Raw genomic sequence first — 16,793 nt, 5'->3', positions numbered from 1 at the left:
CAAAGCCAGCGCTGATAGCCTGGTGCCATGGCCATGCATCCGCCGCCCGACCTGCTGCCCGACCGCAGCGAATGGACCCTCGCGAACGAGGACTGCTCGATCGCCCGCACTCTCGATGTCATCGGCAATCGGATCACGCTGCTACTGCTGCGCGAGGCGTTCTTCGGCACCCGCCGCTTCGACGACTTCGCCGAACGGGTCGGGGTGTCGGAATCGGCCGCTGCGAAACGACTCGGCGAGTTGACCGAGGCCGGCATCCTCGAACGCCGCCCGTATCGCGAACCGGGACAACGGGAACGACAGGAGTACCGACTCACCCGCAAGGGTGGCGAACTGCGTGTAGTGCTCTCCGCGCTGCGTGACTGGGGCGATCGCTGGGAGTTCGCGGATACCACCCCTCCGCTGCACACCGTCCATCGCCGTTGTGGGGCCACCGTGCGCGCCGAGATGCGCTGCACCGACGGCCACCTCGTCCCCCGACACGACACAGCGCTCGCCGTAGGCCCCGCACCCGACACCACCCACCCCGACCACACCGAGGATCACCGATGACCGAACGCACCCGCACGATCACCTGGGACGACCCCATGGCCACGGCGTCAGCCGCCGCCGGAAGGACTGGGCTGCAGTTCATGCAGGCGGTGGCCTGCGGCGATGTGCCCGCGCCGCCGATCATGAATCTCACCAATGCACGGCTGATCTCGGCCGAATCGGGCCGCGTCGTCTTCACCCTCGAACCCGCCGAATACCACTACAACCCCATCGGCTCGGTACACGGCGGGATCATCGCCACCCTGCTCGACTCGGCGGCCGCATGCGCCGTGCACACCCTGCTCGACGAAGGTGTCGGCTACACCAGCCTCGACCTCTCGGTGAAGTATCTGCGCGGCATTCGCGCCGACACCGGCGAGATCACCTGCACCGGAACGGTCGTCCACGCCGGTCGCCGAACAGCGCTGGCGCAAGCCGAGATCCACGATCGCGACGGACGGCTGCTCGCCTCGGCCACCAGCAGTTGCATCATCCTGCGGCCCTGACGGCGATCAGGCGTCGGTGATCGCCTCGAGCGGATTGGTGCGTGCCGCGCGCACCGCCGGCCACAGTGCGGCCAGCACACCGACGAATGCCGCGGCCACAAGAGTGATCCCGATGAGGCTGTAGGGCAGCACGGCGGTGGTGATGCCCAGGTCCTTGAAGGTGCGCACCAGCGCGATGCCGATACCGCTGCCCAGGATGACCCCGAGCACCGCACCGAAGATCGCGATCAACACCGACTCCACGTAGATGGTCCGCCGGACCTGGGCGCGCGCCATGCCGATGGCACGGAGCATCCCGATCTCGCGTTTGCGTTCGATCACCGACAACGCCAGCGTGTTGATGATGCCGAGCACCGCGATCACCAGGGCCAGCCCGAGCATCCCGTAGAGCACGGCCAGCATCTGGTCGATCTGCGACGACGCCTGCCCGACGAACTGCGCGCGGTCCTCGACCTGCACGGTCAGGAAATCCTTGGTCGCCGCGGTCAACTCGGTCCGGAGGGCGTCGACCGATGTGCCCGGCGCGGCCTTCACCAGCACCAGCAGGTCCGACCGATATCCGGCGGGGACGAGCTTCTCGTAGGCCCCCTCCCCCATCTGCCAGGGATCGAGGATCTGCGAGTCCTTGTAGATCCCGGACACCGTGACCGGCACCGTCGCCCCGTCGTAGCCGGTGAACGTCAGCACGTCACCGCGCTTCCAACCCTTCTGCTCACTGGTCTTCTCCGAGACGATCATCCCGTCCGACGGGATCGATTTCGATGCACCGTCGAGCATCTCGTACGGCGTGACAGCGCCGAGGTCACCGGTCGGCGAGATGCCGTTGACCGCCTGGCCGTCGACCTTGGCCGCGACGATCCTGAACGACACCGCGGTGCCGACGCCCTGCGCCTTGCTCGCCGCGGTCACCACCGATGTCGGCAGGGAACCCTGATCCGATGTGGCGAGCACGAGGTCGGCCGACAGGTTCTTGTTGATGGCGGTGTCGATGGACCCCTTCAGACTCGATCCGAACGTCCCGACCACGGCCACGAGCATCAGCCCGAGGGTGAGTGCGAAAGCCGTTGCCGCCGTGCGCCTCGGGTTACGCACCGCGTTGGTGCGAGCGAGCCGACCGATCTTGCCGAACGGGGCACCGAGCACTCGTCCGAGAGCATCGACCACCGGTCGCGACAGCGCCGGCGCGAACAGGACGACCGCGATGATCATGAGCAGCGCGCCACCACCGACGGTCGATGCGTACGCCGCGCCCTGCCCCGAGGTCCCGATGCCGATCACCGCGACGCCGACGACACCGATGATCGCGCCGATCAGCGTGCGCTTCCGCAGCGACGACGCCCCGTCGGTGGCGCTCTCGCGCATCGCCTCCACCGGCGACACCTGCCCCGCACGCCGCGCCGGGGCATAGGCGCTGATCATCGTCACGACGATGCCCACGGCCATACACGCGATCACCGCGCTGGGAGTGAGTTCCAGTGGCGCACTGGGCAGTCCCGAGGTGGAGGTGGTGACGGCCTTGAGGATGGCCGCCAACCCGACACCGACGCCGAGGCCCACGAGACCGCCGAACAGTCCGACCACGAACGCCTCGAGAAGCACCGACCGCGTGATCTGCCCGCGCCCGGCCCCGATCGCGCGCAGCAACGCGAGTTCACGCACCCGCTGAGCGATGATCATCGCGAACGTGTTGTAGATGATGAACGTGCCGACGATGAGCCCGATCGCCGCGAACGCCAGCAGGATGTAGTTGAAGACGTCGAGGAACTGGTTGACCCGGTCCTTCTCCTCCTGCCGTACCTGCGCCCCTGTCTGGGCCTTGTAACCGTCGCCGAAGGCGGCCTGCACCCGGTCGGTGAGGGTCGTCGCGCTCACGCCCGGTGCGGCCGCCATCTCGATGTAGGCCGGTCGATCGTTGTCGGAGAACAGTTGCCGGGCAACCGATTCCTGTACCTGCACGTTGACGAATCCGCCGGTTTCCTGCGGGAGGTCGACGATGCCGACGACGGTGACCTTCATCGGTGTGGCCGCACCGCGGCTGACCACCAGCGTGGTCGTCGAGCCGACCCGTAGTCCGGCCTCTTTCGCGGCGCTGGCGTTCAGGGCGATCTCACCGGTGCCGACCGGTGCGCGCCCGCCCGGCTCGAGCACCGACTCCGACGTCGACAACGCCTCTGCGGGTGGCGTGAAGGCCGTCCCGACACTGGGTGCGCCACCGGTCTGCAGGGCGGTGCCGTCGGCCTTGGCGATGGTGACCGTGGCCGAGTAGCGCGGGACGATCTTGCTGATGCCCAGTTGTGACTTCTCGGCCTCCAGGCGGTCGAGGACGGCGGTGTCGACCCCCGACGCCCTCGACTCGGCCGGGCTCAATCGGGTGTCGACCCCGAGTGCCACCTTGTCGAAGATGTTGTCGAACGCCGTCGAGATGGTCCCGGTGAAGATGATCGATCCCGCCACGAACGACGTACCGAGGACCACCGAGAGCACCGTGAGCACGAGGCGGACCTTGTGCGCGGCCAGGTTCCGCAGCGAGACCCGGCGCATGGTGGACGCCGAACTCATGCGTCGAGGTTCTTCATATAGGCGTACACGTCGTCGGCCGACGGCTTGTGCAGCTCCTCGACGATGCGACCGTCGGCGAGGAACACGACACGGTCCGCCCAGCTCGCGGCACGCGGGTCGTGGGTCACGATGACGACGGTCTGTCCAAACTCGTCGACCGCGGCGCGCAGGATGCTCATCACCTCACCCGACGAACGCGAGTCGAGGTTTCCGGTCGGCTCGTCGCCGAAGATGATCGCCGGTTGGCCTACCAGAGCACGCGCACACGCCACCCGCTGCTGCTGGCCGCCGGAGAGCTCGCTGGGTCGGTGACCGAGACGTTCGCCGATGCCGAGGCGTTCGACGACGGTGTCGAACCACTGCTGGTCGGGGGTGCGGCCGGCGATGTCGAGCGGGAGCGTGATGTTCTCGCGTGCGGTGAGCGTGGGCACCAGGTTGTAGGACTGGAACACGAACCCGATGCGGTCACGACGCAATCGGGTCATCTCCTTGTCGCCCAGGGTCGTGAGATCGGTGTCGCCGATCGTGACCGAGCCGCCGCTCACCGAGTCGAGGCCGGCGAGGCAGTGCATCAGTGTCGACTTGCCCGATCCAGACGGGCCCATGATCGCGGTGAACTCGCCCGACCGGAACGACAGTGACACTCCGCGCAGGGCCTCGACCGTGGTGTCACCCGACCCGTAGGTCTTGGTCACGTCGGTGGCCTGTGCCGCGATCTGCTCTCGCGCACTGTCTTCTGTTCGGACGCTCATGCAGACCATCATCCACATCGTGCGGACCGAGGGTCATCGGTCGAGAGGATGACGTGAGCGACGTCTCAGCGCCGCCGCGACGTCAGGATCAGAACCGTAGCGCCAGCAGGTGCAACTTGGTGTGCTGTGTCGGGTTGTTGAAGTTGTCGTCGCTGATGAGGATCAGCGCACGACGGTTGTCGGACAGACGCGGGCCGAAGGCCATGCCCTCCACGTTGTCCGGGCGCAGCAGCGGCACCGACGCGAAGTCGTACACCAGTGTCTTGGGCATCACCGTCTCGCGACCGGAGAGTCGGTCGACCCCGGTCACCGAGGTCGCGCCGCGGGTGGTGGAGAAGAACACCTTGATGTCGTTGCGGCCGGTCGCGGGATCGAATCCACGCTCGAGGACGAGGAAGTCGGTCGCGTTGACCGCCAGGATCTCCGAGACGCCCTTGGTCGCACGGTTGCTCGCGTTCCGCGCCAGCGGTTCGGTGCGGTAGACGTATTCGTTGGTGCCGCCACGGGCGCCGTAGACGAGCAGACGCGATCGGGTACCGGCGGCCTTGGTGGGTGCGGGACCGTCCTGGCGCAGTGCCTGCTCGGTCATCAACGCGATGGAGCCACCCGGGGTCACCGCGAGTCCCTCGAAGCCGTCGTTGACGGCGAGACCCGAGGACCTACCGGGGAGGTAGGCGCGCGGGATCGGCAGATCGCGTACGAACAGCCCGGGCGGGGTGACCACCCGCACGAATGGACGTGCGCCCTCGCTCGAGACCACGAGATCGCCACCGAGCTTGCGGATGCCCTCGAGATCGGCGCCGCCGGGCAGGATCGGCGCGTTGCCGGGGCCCAGGATGGTGCCGCCGCCGTTGATCTGCGGGGTGGCCGAGGCGAACATGCCGTCGGAGGTGATCGGCAGGCCGAACTGGTAGTACCGCGTGGCGCCGTACTGGACCTTGTCGTCGCTGACCGCGACGTAGTTGCCGCCGCCGATGTTGTCGATCCCCGACAGTCCGCCGAAGCGGGCGGGGAACGGGATGAAGTTGTCAGGCACGGTCATCGTGTCGACGTAGCGCGCCGACGGACCGCGCAGCTGCGGGGCCGCCGAGGACGGTGCCGCGACCGCCGTGCCGACCGCGACCGCGGCGCTCAGCAGGAGGACACCGAACGAGGAACGACGTGCGCCGATACGGCTGAGACCCATGAGGCGAGATGCTACCGGCAGCGTTGCGAAGCACACCAGGCCAACGACAGCACAGGCCTGATACGAGATCGAAAAGTGATCGATCAGCCCAGGCGCTGCTTGAGCGCGGCGAACTCGTCGGCGATCCCGGTCGGGAGCTTCTCGCCGACGAACTCGAACCACTCCTCGATCGAGGGGATCTCGCCGCGCCACTCGTCGAGGTCCACCGCGAGCGATTCCGCGACATCCTCGGGTGCGGCGTCGAGACCGTCGAGATCGAGCGCCTCGGGTGTCGCGACGATGCCGATGGGTGTCTCGACGCCGTCGGCGGTGCCCTCGATACGCTCGACGATCCACTTCAGCACGCGGCTGTTCTCACCGAATCCGGGCCACAGGAAGCGCTTGTCGTCGCCGCGACGGAACCAGTTGACGTAGAACACCTTCGGCAGCTTCGACTCGTCGGCGTTCTTGCCGAGGTCGATCCAGTGCTGCAGGTAGTCGCCCACGTTGTAGCCGAGGAACGGCAGCATGGCCATCGGGTCGCGGCGGATGGTGCCGACGGTGCCCTCGGCGGCGGCGGTCTGCTCGGAGCCGACGGTGGCGCCCATGAACACGCCGTGCTGCCAGCTGCGGGCTTCGGTCACCAGCGGGACGGTGGTCTTGCGGCGACCACCGAACAGGATGCCCGAGATCGGCACGCCCTGCGGATCGTCCCACTCCGGCGCCATGATCGGGCACTGGCTCATCGGGGTGCAGTAACGCGAGTTCGGGTGGGCGGCGGGCGTTCCCGACTCGGGTGTCCAGTCGTTGCCCTGCCAGTCGATGAGGTGGTCGTGCTCGCCTTCGAGACCCTCCCACCAGATGTCGCCGTCGTCGGTGCGGGCGACGTTGGTGTACATCGTGTTGCCGGCCTCGACGGTCTTCATCGCATTGGGGTTCGACGACCAGTTGGTACCCGGCGCCACACCGAAGAACCCGAACTCGGGGTTCACCGCGTAGAGGCGGCCGTCGTCGCCGAAACGCATCCAGGCGATGTCGTCGCCGAGGGTCTCGGCGCGCCAGCCCGGGATGGTGGGCTGGATCATCGCGAGGTTGGTCTTGCCACATGCGCTCGGGAACGCAGCGGCGAAGTAGTAGGCCTTCTCCTCCGGGCTGATCAGCTTGAGGATCAGCATGTGCTCGGCCAGCCAGCCCTCGTCGTGAGCCATCGCCGAGGCGATGCGCAGCGAATAGCACTTCTTGCCCAGCAGCGCGTTGCCGCCGTAGCCCGATCCGAACGACCAGATCTCGCGGTCCTCGGGGAAGTGGGTGATGTACTTCGTGGTGTTGCAGGGCCAGGGGACGTCGGCCTCACCCTCGGCCAGCGGCGCGCCCAGCGAGTGCAGCGCCTTGACGAAGAAGCGGTCGTCGCCGAGCAGCTCCACGACCTTCGGGCCGACGCGGGTCATGATCCGCATCGACAGCACCACGTACTCCGAGTCGGTGATCTCGACACCGAGCTTGGGATCGTCGGCGCCGAGCGGGCCCATGCAGAACGGGATGACGTACATCGTGCGGCCGCGCATGCAGCCGCGGTACAGCTGCGTCATCGTGGCGCGCATCTCCGATGGGTCGACCCAGTTGTTGGTGGGGCCGGCGTCGATCTCGTTCTTCGAACAGATGTAGGTGCGCGACTCCACGCGGGCGACGTCGGCGGGATCGGAGGTCGCGAGGTAGGAGTTGGGCTTCTTCTCCTCGTTGAGCTTCACGATGGTGCCCGCGGCGACCAGGTGATCGGTCAGCCGCGTCCACTCCTCGTCGCTGCCGTCGGACCACTCGACGCGATCGGGCTGGGTGAGCTCGGCGATCTCGGCGATCCAGGCCAGGAGCTCGGCGTGCCGGGTGGGGGCGTTGTCGGGATCCAGACCGGGGATGGTCGCTGAGGTCATCTGTGCATCTCCTGCGTGGCCGTCCGGCATGGGGTCCGCAGCCCCGCCGGGAATGTCCGTCTCCGGTGACGGACATGGTGTCCGCCCAGGTTACTGGTTACGGCGGGACCTTCGCCAAACGGGTGAGCGATCGCACGCTCGGTCACCGCAGGCGCCCGATGTCGGTGCGCACCCACTCACCGGTGGCGGTGTCGAGGCGACGCGATTCGTAGCCCCCGTCGGAGTCGACCTCGGTGATCGCGTCGATCTGGCCGTCGTGATCGCTGTCGGTGTAGACGGTCATCCCGTCGGGCCCGATCCGGGTCAGCGAGTCGGCGACGCCGTCGGCGTCGGTGTCGGTCTCGGCGGGTCCGAGGTCCCAGATGCGGTCGCCGTCGGCCATCCACAGGTTGTCGTGCGGGTCGTGGGTGGGGTGCGTCGCCATCGCCGGATGGATCAGGTGGTCGTCGGCATCGGCCGACCCCACCCCGTCATCGTGATCGAACGCGTCACCGATCTCGATCATCTCTGCTTCCCTTCGTCGTGGTCCGTCCGTGTTCGGACGTCGCGACGGCCCGTTCGGTTCCACCCGGCCGCACGGCGCGCATCTCGGTGTCGATGGCGGCGACCTGCTCGGCGACGAGGCGCGCGCGACGTTCGTAGTGGCGCGACACCTGCCCGGCGATGACCGGTTCGGCAGCGGTGATCCGGTCGAGGAGATCGTGTTCGATCGCCGCCCGCGCCTCACCGACCGCCTCGGTGGTCCAGGTGCGGACCGCGGTGCGCAGCGCCGCGACCCGACGCAACCGCACCACCCCGATCGCCATCGCCACGCCGATGACCAGGGCCACCGGCACGGTGATCCACTGCAGGGTGTGGACCTGAGCGAACGGCGTGACCACCAGACGCCCCAGCGTGGCCCCGCCCGACGCCCCGACCAGCACCATGAGCGCATCCTCGGCACCGCGGCGACGTTCGGCCCGGGGCCGCAGCGTCACCGGCGGGCGACGTGGGGCGGGTGCGACGGGCGCGACCGGTTCGATCCCGAGCAGCGCGACCGCCCGGATCTGGTCGAGTTCGGTCCGCACCCGCGCGTCGAGGCGATCACGCAGATGCGTCACAGCGGTACCCACCCACTCGGCGTGGGCGGCGACGTCGTCGTCACGTAACCCGGCGACGGTGTCACGCGAGGCGGCGCCGATGTCGCGGACACCGGCGTTGAGGTCGGCGATGGCGCGGGCGCGGATGCTCGCGAGACCCGATCGCAGCGCGGCCAGTCGGTCCGCGCGGCCACGATCACGTCCGCGCACCAGCCGCGCGCGGGTCGCGGCGAGGTCGGTCGCCGACCGGCGGCGTGCCACCCGGGCGTCGCCGGCGGTGTCGTGCGGCGCGACCGGAGGCGACTGACGGATCCAACCGATCAGCTCGTCGACGCCGGACTCGTCGACCGCCCCGGCGACGGCGGCCGCCCCCGACACCGCGAACACCGGCCACCGGCCGGTCGGGTCGAGCACCGCGCGGCTGGCCCGGGCGTTGGTCGGCCAGTCCCAGAACGCGTCGACCTTCGTGCACACGACGGCGACGGTGGTCGCGACCGACCGCAACCGGGTGAACAGGGCTGCCTCCTCGTCGCCGACCACCGAGGACGGGTCGATCACGAGCAGTCCGACCCGCGCGCGAGCGGGCAGGGACAGATCCGACCGTGACGAATCCGATTGGGACGAATCCGATCGGGACGAATCCGATCGGGACAGGTCGTCGGGTGCGGCGCGCACCACCGTCAGACCGGGATCGACGAGGCCGAGGGCATCGATCAGCGTCGACACGCCGCTGCGACCGACCCCGGTGACCACGACTGTGTCGGGGTTCACGTCCCCACCCCCGCCGGTGTCCTCGGCCGAGGCCGACCGGGTACGCCGGAGCGCAGCCGACCGAGTGCGGCCTCGATCTCGTCGCGTGCGATCCCGGCCGCGGCGAGCCGATCGAGTCGGTCGACGACCATGTCGCGTCGACGGACGCCTACCGCGGGCAACGTCGCGGCGATCGCGAGACGCAACTGCGACACCCCGCTCTCGGCCCGCAGCGCCGCGCTCAGCTGTCGTCGGTCGAGCCGGCGACCCTCGACGCGCGCGTCGTCGACGAGATCGAGGGCGGTGAGGATGCCGAACTGGTCGAGCCGACGCAGCAGGCCGGTGCGCAGGGCCTGCTCGTCACGACCTCCGACGATGAAGTGCGCCGCCATCGAGGGCATCGGCTCATCGGTCGCCACCATCGTCTCGAGCAGTGCGAACTCCTCGTCGGTGAGATCGGCACAGCCCAGCAGCGGCATCACCGGATGCACCGGCCGACGCAGCAGAGCTGCGATCTCGTCGGCGGTCGACCGCGCGGCCTCCCACGAGCCGAGGGTGTCGGCCTTGCCCAGCACCACCAGGGTCCGCTCGGCGGGCAGTCGTCGCAGCGCGGCGTGGTCGGCGGCGCGCGGCCACCCGACCAGCACGTAGATCCAGAGGTCGGCATCGGCGTCGGCATCGTCGTCACCGGGACCGATCGGCGCCACGTCGAGCTGAGCGCGGACCGCACGGGCGAGGGTGTCGCGGCCGGTGCCGGGACGGCCGTGGACGGCGACCCGCAGTCGGTCGTGCACCTCGCGTCGGGCGTGCACGATCTCGGGACGATCGTCGAAGCGGTCGCCGAGGCGGTCGAGCAGGGCGGCGGCGTCGGCCAGCGGACCATCGGCGAACGGACCCCAGGACATCGCGACACCCGACACGTCCACCGACCCCTCGCCCTCTTCCGCTGTTGCCCGACTGTCCCCCGGCCTCCCGATGCGCCACCATGGTCGGGTGGACCCCGACCAGCACGCCCCCGATTCCCCAGCCACGGGCACCGACACCGTGCCCGGCCCGATCGACTCGGACCGACAGGCGAGGGCGGAACGCGCGCGGCTCTATCCCCGGGTGACCAGTTTCCGATCGCGGCGCGGCGCCCTCACACCCGCCCAGCAGCACAACTGGGAGACAGTGTGGCCGATCATCGGTCGCGATGCGACGGATTCCCCCCTCGACGTGCACGCATGGTTCGGTCGCACCGCACCGGTGATCATGGAGATCGGCTGCGGGACCGGCACGTCGACCGCGGCGATGGCGACGGCCGAACCGCAGTTCGACGTGCTCGCGGTCGAGGTCTACAAGCCCGGCCTGGCCCAGCTCATCGGGATGATCGTCCGCGAGGACATCGACAACATCCGCATCGTGCGCGGTGACGCGGTGGCGGTGCTGCGCGACATGATCGCCCCGGCGTCGCTGTTCGGCGTCCGCGTGTTCTTCCCCGACCCGTGGCCCAAGGCCCGCCATCACAAACGGCGGCTGCTGCAGACCGGGACGCTCGGACTGATCGCACAGGCCGTCGTCGACGACGCCGTGGTGCACATCGCCACCGACCACGCCGAGTACGCCGAGTACATCGCCGAGCAACTGGCCGAGCAGGAGCTGCTGGTGCCGTTGCAGGGTGAGGCGCCGTTCTCCCTCGACCGTCCGACCACGAAGTTCGAGGGTCGCGCCGATCGAGAGGGACGCCCGGTCACCGAGTTCGTGCTGCGGCGCATCCCCCGCGACCGCATCGCCGGGGACGCATCGTGACGTCGGAGACGCCCGGGGTGGCGCGCACCATCTCCGGTGGCAGCCCGGCGCCACGGTCCCTCTTGATCTGGGACGCGCCCAACCTCGACATGGGGCTCGGGGCGATCCTCGGCGGACGTCCGACCACCTCGCACCGTCCACGGTTCGACGCGCTCGGTCGATGGCTGCTGACCCGCACCGCCGACCTCTCGGCCGAGGCGGGCGACGGTTCGGGCGACATCGAGCCCGAGGCGACCGTCTTCACCAACATCGTCCCCGGTAGCGCCGAGGTCGTGCGGCCCTGGGTCGAGGCGCTGCGCAACGTCGGTTTCGCCGTGTTCGCGAAGCCGAAGGTGACCGAGGACAGCGACGTCGATTCGGACATGCTCGACCACATCGAGTTGCGCAGGCACACTGTGGGGCTGGCGGGACTGATCGTGGCCTCGGCCGACGGGCAGGCCTTCCGGGAACCACTGGAGGAGATCGCCGCCGAAGGTGTGCCGGTCACCGTTCTCGGTTTTCGAGAACACGCCAGTTGGGCGGTGACGTCGGAGGTCATCGAGTTCGTCGACCTGGAGGACATCGCGGGCGTGTTCCGCGAGCCCCTCCCGCGGATCAACCTCGATTCGCTGCCCGACGACGGTGCCTGGTTGGCGCCGTTCCGACCGCTGTCGGCGTTGCTCAGCGGGCGTACGCACTGAAGTGACCACATGGCGGAGATGCCGCCGAGATCGACGACCTGAGACAATCGTGGCGAGTTCGCCCTCACGCGTGTTCGCCCGACTGGAGAGGATGTAACCGGTGTTCGGAGCCATTGGCACATTCGTGTACCGGATGCGCTTCGCCGTCATCGCGGTGCTGATCGTCCTGATGGGAGGCCTCGGCCTCTACGGGCTCACCCTCGGCAAGCACCTCAGCCAGAGCGGGTTCTTCGACGACGGCTCGCAGTCGGTCGCGGGCTCGCAGCTCGCCGACAACACCTTCGGTCGCGACCACAAGTCCGACATCGTGCTGCTGATCACGCCGCCGGCCGGCACCACCGTCGACAACCCCGAGTTCGGCACCAAGGTCGAGAAGTTCGTCACCGACCTGATCGCGGCGCATCCCAACATCGTCAATCGCGACGACCCCGGTCTCATCGACCCGTTCCTCTCCGGAGGCGGGGCCGCGTCGAGGGCCGCGCAGGAGCAGATCCGGGCGCAGACGTTCGACGCATCGAAACAGCACGCGTTCATCAGCATCGGCGTCAAGGGCGACAACGACACGACGATCCTGAACAACTACAAGACGATCCAGCCGTTCTTCGACAACATCTCCCAGCGTTACGACCTGCCGGGCACGACCTTCCAACTCGCCGGGTTGCAGCCCATCGCGGGCGGCATCTCCGACGGCGTCGCGAAGGACACCACGCGTGCCGAACTCGTCGCGCTGCCGCTCGTCGCGATCATGCTGTTCTTCATCTTCGGTGGCGTGGTGGCCGCGATTCTGCCGGTCATCATCGGCGGGCTCACCATCGCCGGCGCCACCGGCATCCTCAACGCCCTCGCCCAGGCGACCGAGGTCAACTACTTCGCCCAGCCGGTCATCTCGCTGATCGGACTGGGTATCGCCATCGACTACGGCCTGTTCATCGTCAGCCGGTTCCGAGAAGAACTCGCCGAGGGTTATCCACCACCTCTGGCGGTGAAACGCACGGTGATGACCGCCGGGCAGACCGTCGTGTTCTCGGCGACCATCATCGTCGCGGCACTGGCGTGCCTGCTGCTGTTCCCTCAGGGGTTCCTCAAGTCGGTGGCCTACGGCGCGATCTGCGCGGTGAGCCTCGCGGCACTGCTGTCAATCACCGTGTTGCCCGCCATCCTCGGCATCCTCGGGCCGCGTATCGACATGCTCGGGTTCAAGTTCCTGCGCAAGACCAAGACGAAGAAGGAGATCGAGGCCGGTTTCTGGGGTCGTCTCTCGGGCTGGGTGATGCGCCACCCGCTCAAGACCGCGATCCCGACCGTCCTCCTGCTGCTGGTCCTCATCGTCCCGTTCAGCAACATCTCCTTCGGCGGCATCACCGAGAAGTATCTGCCGCCGGGCAACGACTTCCGCGTCGCGCAGCAGGACTTCGACCGCATCTTCCCGACGCAGCGGACCGAGGAGATCAAACTCGTCATCCGGTACGACGAGAACAGCAGCGACGACGGCAAGAAGCTGCAGCAGATCGCCGACGAGGCCAACAAGATCCCCGGCTTCACCAAGCAGTTCAGCCTCGACAGCGGCCAGGGTGCGCTCACCGGCAGCATCGAGGGCACGAGCACCGGCGTGGTGCAGATGTCGGCCGGACTCGTCGACCGGGACACCGCGGGCGACGCGGTGAAGGCGTTGCGGGGGATCGACACCCAGGGCCTCACGATGTACGTCGCGGGCACCCCGGCGCTGACCCAGGACTCCATCGACGCCCTGCTCGACAACCTGCCGCTGATGGTCGTGCTGCTCATCTCGGTGACGTTCCTGCTGATGTTCCTGCAGTTCGGCTCGGTGGTGTTGCCCATCAAGGCCGCGCTGATGTCGGCGCTCGGACTCGGCTCCACGCTCGGCGTCCTCACGTGGATCTTCATCGACGGCCACGGCTCGGGACTGTTCAACTTCACGCCGGGACCCCTGATGTCGCCGGTGCTGGTGTTGATCATCGCGATCATCTACGGCCTGTCGACCGACTACGAGGTGTTCCTGCTCTCCCGGATGGTGGAGGCCCGCCAACAGGGCGCCACCACCACCGAGGCCATCCGCAGCGGCACCGCACACACCGGTCGGATCATCACCGCCGCGGCCGCGATCCTGGTGGTGGTCGTCGGCGCGTTCGGCTTCTCCGAGATCGTGATGATGAAGTACATCGCGTTCGGCATCATCGCCGCGCTCATCCTCGACGCGACCGTCATCCGCATGTTGCTGGTGCCGGCGGTGATGAAGCTGCTCGGCGACGACTGCTGGTGGGCTCCGAAGTGGATGCAGACCGTGCAGCGCAAGATCGGTCTCGGCGAGACCGTCCTCGACGACGAGCCCGGTCGTGCCGCCATCCCCGGCACCCAGCGCGACGCCGGCACCGTGGTGTCGCAGGTCCCGACGACCGCGCTGGCCGTCCAGGGCCGCCCGGGCCCGCAGCGCGCCCCGGCCCGACCGGCCGGACCGCCCGCATCCGGGCCGTCGGGTGCCGTCCGGGGCCGTCCGGCGGGTCCTCCGCCCGGTGCCGACCGTCGACCCCCCGTCCGCCGTCCCGAGACCCCCGGTCCTCGACCGGCGCCCGATTCGGTACGTCGCCCGCCGCCCCCGCCCGACAGCGGACCCGTCGCGCCCCGACGGCCCGGTCGCGAGCCCGTCGCGTTCCCGTCGTCGCGACCGGTTCGGTCGTCGACGTCGGGCCCCGACACCGGCGGCTGGAGCCTCGGTGACAGCGGCATCCGCCTCGGCGGTGCCATCACCTCACGTCCACCGAGCCGCGACGACAACGGCACCGTGAGCTCCGACGGCGGGCACAGCAACGGCAACGGCAACGGGCGTCCCGCGACGCCGCCGGTGTCGCGACCGATCCCCGTGCCGCCGAGTGCGAACGCACCGCGCCCCACCCGTGCACCGCGCACGGAACCGCCCGCCCCCGAGGTGGGGACGGGCGGCTCCGATTCGGGCGGGCGGCGTCACGAGCGGGGCGACGGCCGACAGATCTCGGTGCAGGAGCTCCTGCGGCGCACGACGTCGTCGCGCGACACCGATCAGGACTCCTGACCGGCCCGCACCGAGCTGCTGTGCTCACCGGTGCGCGCGTACCGCGCCCCGAGGGCGAGCAGGACCAGACCGACCACGATGAAGGCGCCGACCCGGAAGCCGCCGTCGAGGGTGGCGAGGTCGAACACGATCAGCTTCGCCACCGCGGCCGCGGCCAGCGTGAGTGCACCGGCGATGGGTGCGATCCGCGCCGGACCGGCCGGGACCCGCCCCGCGAGGACCAGCGCCGCACCGGCGGCACAGACCCACACGATGGTGGCGGCCATGTGGCCGGCGAGGAAGCCGCTCCCGGTGCCACCGATCGCGACACCCGCGGTCACGGCGGTGGCCGTGATCCCGTAGAGCGCGGCCACACCGCCGAGGATCCACGGCCACACCGCCTCGGTGAGACGCGACGCGACCACACCGGCCGTCGTCATCGCCGCGGCGGCGAGAAGCAGCCCACCGACGATCGACGACGCCGCGCTCGCCGTGCCGAGCACGGTCGGGTCGACGAGTGACTCCAGTCGCGTGGTCGACAGGTAGGCCAGCGCACCGACCCCGGTGAAGGTGAACCCGATCCCGCGGCCGAGCACATCGTCACGTCCGACGACGGTGATCATCACGGCCAGTCCGATGAGCACGGGCACCGCGACCGGACCGCCGAACGCCGTGGGCACCGCGATCAACGCCGCGAGTGCGGCGAGCAGCCCCCACGTGATGCGCTGCGGTTCGTTCAGATTCGCGCGACCGAGGGTGACGGCCGCGGTGAGCGCCACTGCCAGGACGGCCGTCGCACCCGCCGCGAGCGGACGGTCGATCGCCGCGCCGCAGGCGAGGACCGGGATGGTCCCGACCGCCGCGACCACGGCGTGGACGGTGTCGCCGCGGGTGAGCAGGGTGCCGCCGAGCGCGATGCCGGCAGCGGTCAGGCAGGCGACGGCCAGTGCCCACTGGTCGAGCGTCGTCGCGTCGGTTCCGGTGTGGGCCATCGTCACGATCGTCGGGATTAACCACAGCGCGGCGGCGGCGACGCGGGCGTATTGCAGGTTCGCCCAGGGCACACCGACACCGAACGGCAGGGTGATGGCGGCGAGCACCAGCATGAAGCCGATCAACGGCAACCCGATGCCGCCGGCGAAGAACGGCGCCGCGCCGATCAGGGGCACCACCACGAGCAGGGCGAGGTGTTCCGACCCCCAGCGTCGCGCGAGCGAGAGCCCACCGAGGGCGACGACCCCGGCGAGGACAAGACCGGCCACCCCGGGCAGCCAGTGGTAGATCCGCGTCATCGCGACGATGTCGAGATAGGCCGTGCCGACCCCGGTCGCCACCAACGCGATCGGCCCCACCCGAGAACCGCGTCGGCGGTCCCGCGCACCGATCGCCACGAGTGCGGCGGCCAGCAGACCACCGGCGCCGACGCGGACCTCGGGACGCAGGATGCCGGCCTGCGCGGCGAGGACCAGCAGCAGGACGACACCGACGAGGGTCACGCCGACGCCGGCGACGGCGAGGATCGTGCCCACGAGCCGACCGTCGGTGGCCGAGGCCGCGCGCCGCACCAGTGACGGACGCGGCGGACTCGGCGGCGCCGGTTGTCCGGCCCACGGCGGCGGTGTCGTGCCCCGCGGGGGGACGAACGGCGGTCGCGGCGCCGGTTGCGGCATGGGCTGGGGCGGAGACATGGAGGGCGGGGGCATGAAGGGCGGGGCCAGGGTCGGCGGGTACAGGACAGGCGGGCGGGTCGGCTGCGGCGACTCGGCCGGTGTGGGAACCGGGACCGGTGGGGGTGTCGCCTGGGGACGTACCGCGGTCATCGTCGTCTGCAGATCGGTGAGATCGTGCGACATCTGCGCCATCTGGCGCGACAGGGAGGCGAAATCCGACGACACCCGGGACAACACGGTCCAGTCGGGGCGCGGAGGGCGAGCTTCGTTGTCGGTCATGAACCCATGGTCGCCACCCGCGATGCCGTCGAGATGAGTACGACTACTCAGACCTTCTGA

General features: G+C 69.4%; 13 protein-coding genes. 5 read left to right on the top strand and 8 right to left on the bottom strand.

Translation table 11 applies throughout. The annotated features are described in order from the left end of the window. The first annotated feature begins 27 nt into the window (after positions 1-27). Positions 28-552 (top strand): winged helix-turn-helix transcriptional regulator, encoded by a 525-nt coding sequence (locus tag ACLBW1_RS03695; RefSeq protein WP_447810153.1) that lies wholly within the window; start codon positions 28-30, stop codon positions 550-552. Next, complete coding sequence (locus ACLBW1_RS03690) at positions 549-1,037, top strand: PaaI family thioesterase (protein ID WP_447810151.1); 489 nt, start codon at positions 549-551, stop codon at positions 1,035-1,037. The genes ACLBW1_RS03695 and ACLBW1_RS03690 overlap by 4 nt, the downstream gene beginning before the upstream one ends. A 6-nt stretch (positions 1,038-1,043) precedes the next feature. On the opposite strand, the gene ACLBW1_RS03685 is transcribed toward ACLBW1_RS03690, so the two are convergent. From ACLBW1_RS03685 to ACLBW1_RS03655, 7 genes are all read right to left on the bottom strand, one after another. Next, on the bottom strand, positions 1,044-3,596 hold the full coding sequence (locus ACLBW1_RS03685) for an ABC transporter permease (protein ID WP_447810150.1): 2,553 nt from the start codon (positions 3,594-3,596) through the stop codon (positions 1,044-1,046). Further along, entirely contained in the window at positions 3,593-4,348 is a 756-nt protein-coding gene (locus tag ACLBW1_RS03680; RefSeq protein WP_447810148.1) for an ABC transporter ATP-binding protein, read from the bottom strand. The genes ACLBW1_RS03685 and ACLBW1_RS03680 overlap by 4 nt, the downstream gene beginning before the upstream one ends. An 88-nt stretch (positions 4,349-4,436) precedes the next feature. Then, on the bottom strand, positions 4,437-5,534 hold the full coding sequence (locus ACLBW1_RS03675; RefSeq protein WP_447810147.1) for an esterase-like activity of phytase family protein: 1,098 nt from the start codon (positions 5,532-5,534) through the stop codon (positions 4,437-4,439). 83 nt (positions 5,535-5,617) lie between these two features. Beyond that, positions 5,618-7,441: a phosphoenolpyruvate carboxykinase (GTP) gene (locus ACLBW1_RS03670; protein ID WP_447810146.1), complete on the bottom strand. Its 1,824-nt coding sequence runs from the start codon at positions 7,439-7,441 to the stop codon at positions 5,618-5,620. A gap of 142 nt (positions 7,442-7,583) precedes the next feature. Further along, positions 7,584-7,946 (bottom strand): DUF6802 family protein, encoded by a 363-nt coding sequence (locus tag ACLBW1_RS03665; protein ID WP_447810145.1) that lies wholly within the window; start codon positions 7,944-7,946, stop codon positions 7,584-7,586. Beyond that, positions 7,930-9,291, bottom strand: a complete 1,362-nt coding sequence (locus ACLBW1_RS03660) for a hypothetical protein (protein ID WP_447810144.1) — start codon at positions 9,289-9,291, stop codon at positions 7,930-7,932. The genes ACLBW1_RS03665 and ACLBW1_RS03660 overlap by 17 nt, the downstream gene beginning before the upstream one ends. Further along, on the bottom strand, positions 9,288-10,175 hold the full coding sequence (locus ACLBW1_RS03655) for a hypothetical protein (RefSeq protein ID WP_447810142.1): 888 nt from the start codon (positions 10,173-10,175) through the stop codon (positions 9,288-9,290). Before ACLBW1_RS03655 ends, ACLBW1_RS03660 begins: the two co-directional genes overlap by 4 nt. A gap of 70 nt (positions 10,176-10,245) precedes the next feature. Between ACLBW1_RS03655 and trmB the strand changes: the two genes are divergently transcribed. The 3 genes from trmB (at position 10,246) to ACLBW1_RS03640 (ending at position 14,805) form a co-directional block, all read left to right on the top strand. Then, positions 10,246-11,058, top strand: coding sequence for a tRNA (guanosine(46)-N7)-methyltransferase TrmB (trmB, locus tag ACLBW1_RS03650; RefSeq protein ID WP_447810141.1), 813 nt, complete (start codon positions 10,246-10,248; stop codon positions 11,056-11,058). Next, complete coding sequence (locus ACLBW1_RS03645) at positions 11,055-11,738, top strand: NYN domain-containing protein (protein WP_447810140.1); 684 nt, start codon at positions 11,055-11,057, stop codon at positions 11,736-11,738. The genes trmB and ACLBW1_RS03645 overlap by 4 nt, the downstream gene beginning before the upstream one ends. Before the next feature lie 100 nt (positions 11,739-11,838). Next, positions 11,839-14,805 (top strand): MMPL family transporter, encoded by a 2,967-nt coding sequence (locus ACLBW1_RS03640; RefSeq protein WP_447810139.1) that lies wholly within the window; start codon positions 11,839-11,841, stop codon positions 14,803-14,805. On the opposite strand, the gene ACLBW1_RS03635 is transcribed toward ACLBW1_RS03640, so the two are convergent. Then, entirely contained in the window at positions 14,793-16,733 is a 1,941-nt protein-coding gene (locus ACLBW1_RS03635; protein ID WP_447810138.1) for a DUF2339 domain-containing protein, read from the bottom strand. The two genes, ACLBW1_RS03640 and ACLBW1_RS03635, sit on opposite strands and share 13 nt — an antisense overlap. Between the last annotated feature and the right edge of the window lie 60 nt (positions 16,734-16,793).

It is taken from the genome of Williamsia sp. M5A3_1d, from assembly GCF_053345315.1.
Note: the sequence above shows the minus strand (reverse complement) of the source record. Positions and strands in the feature narration are given on the sequence as shown.

Bases quoted from the DNA above. Each gene is read 5' to 3' on its own strand.
- ACLBW1_RS03695 (WP_447810153.1), top strand. From the start codon at position 28: ATGGCCATGCATCCGCCGCCCGACCTGCTGCCCGACCGCAGCGAATGG.
- ACLBW1_RS03690 (WP_447810151.1), top strand. From the start codon at position 549: ATGACCGAACGCACCCGCACGATCACCTGGGACGACCCCATGGCCACG.
- ACLBW1_RS03685 (WP_447810150.1), bottom strand. From the start codon at position 3,596: ATGAGTTCGGCGTCCACCATGCGCCGGGTCTCGCTGCGGAACCTGGCC.
- ACLBW1_RS03680 (WP_447810148.1), bottom strand. From the start codon at position 4,348: ATGAGCGTCCGAACAGAAGACAGTGCGCGAGAGCAGATCGCGGCACAG.
- ACLBW1_RS03675 (WP_447810147.1), bottom strand. From the start codon at position 5,534: ATGGGTCTCAGCCGTATCGGCGCACGTCGTTCCTCGTTCGGTGTCCTC.
- ACLBW1_RS03670 (WP_447810146.1), bottom strand. From the start codon at position 7,441: ATGACCTCAGCGACCATCCCCGGTCTGGATCCCGACAACGCCCCCACC.
- ACLBW1_RS03665 (WP_447810145.1), bottom strand. From the start codon at position 7,946: ATGATCGAGATCGGTGACGCGTTCGATCACGATGACGGGGTGGGGTCG.
- ACLBW1_RS03655 (WP_447810142.1), bottom strand. From the start codon at position 10,175: ATGTCCTGGGGTCCGTTCGCCGATGGTCCGCTGGCCGACGCCGCCGCC.
- trmB (WP_447810141.1), top strand. From the start codon at position 10,246: ATGCGCCACCATGGTCGGGTGGACCCCGACCAGCACGCCCCCGATTCC.
- ACLBW1_RS03635 (WP_447810138.1), bottom strand. From the start codon at position 16,733: ATGACCGACAACGAAGCTCGCCCTCCGCGCCCCGACTGGACCGTGTTG.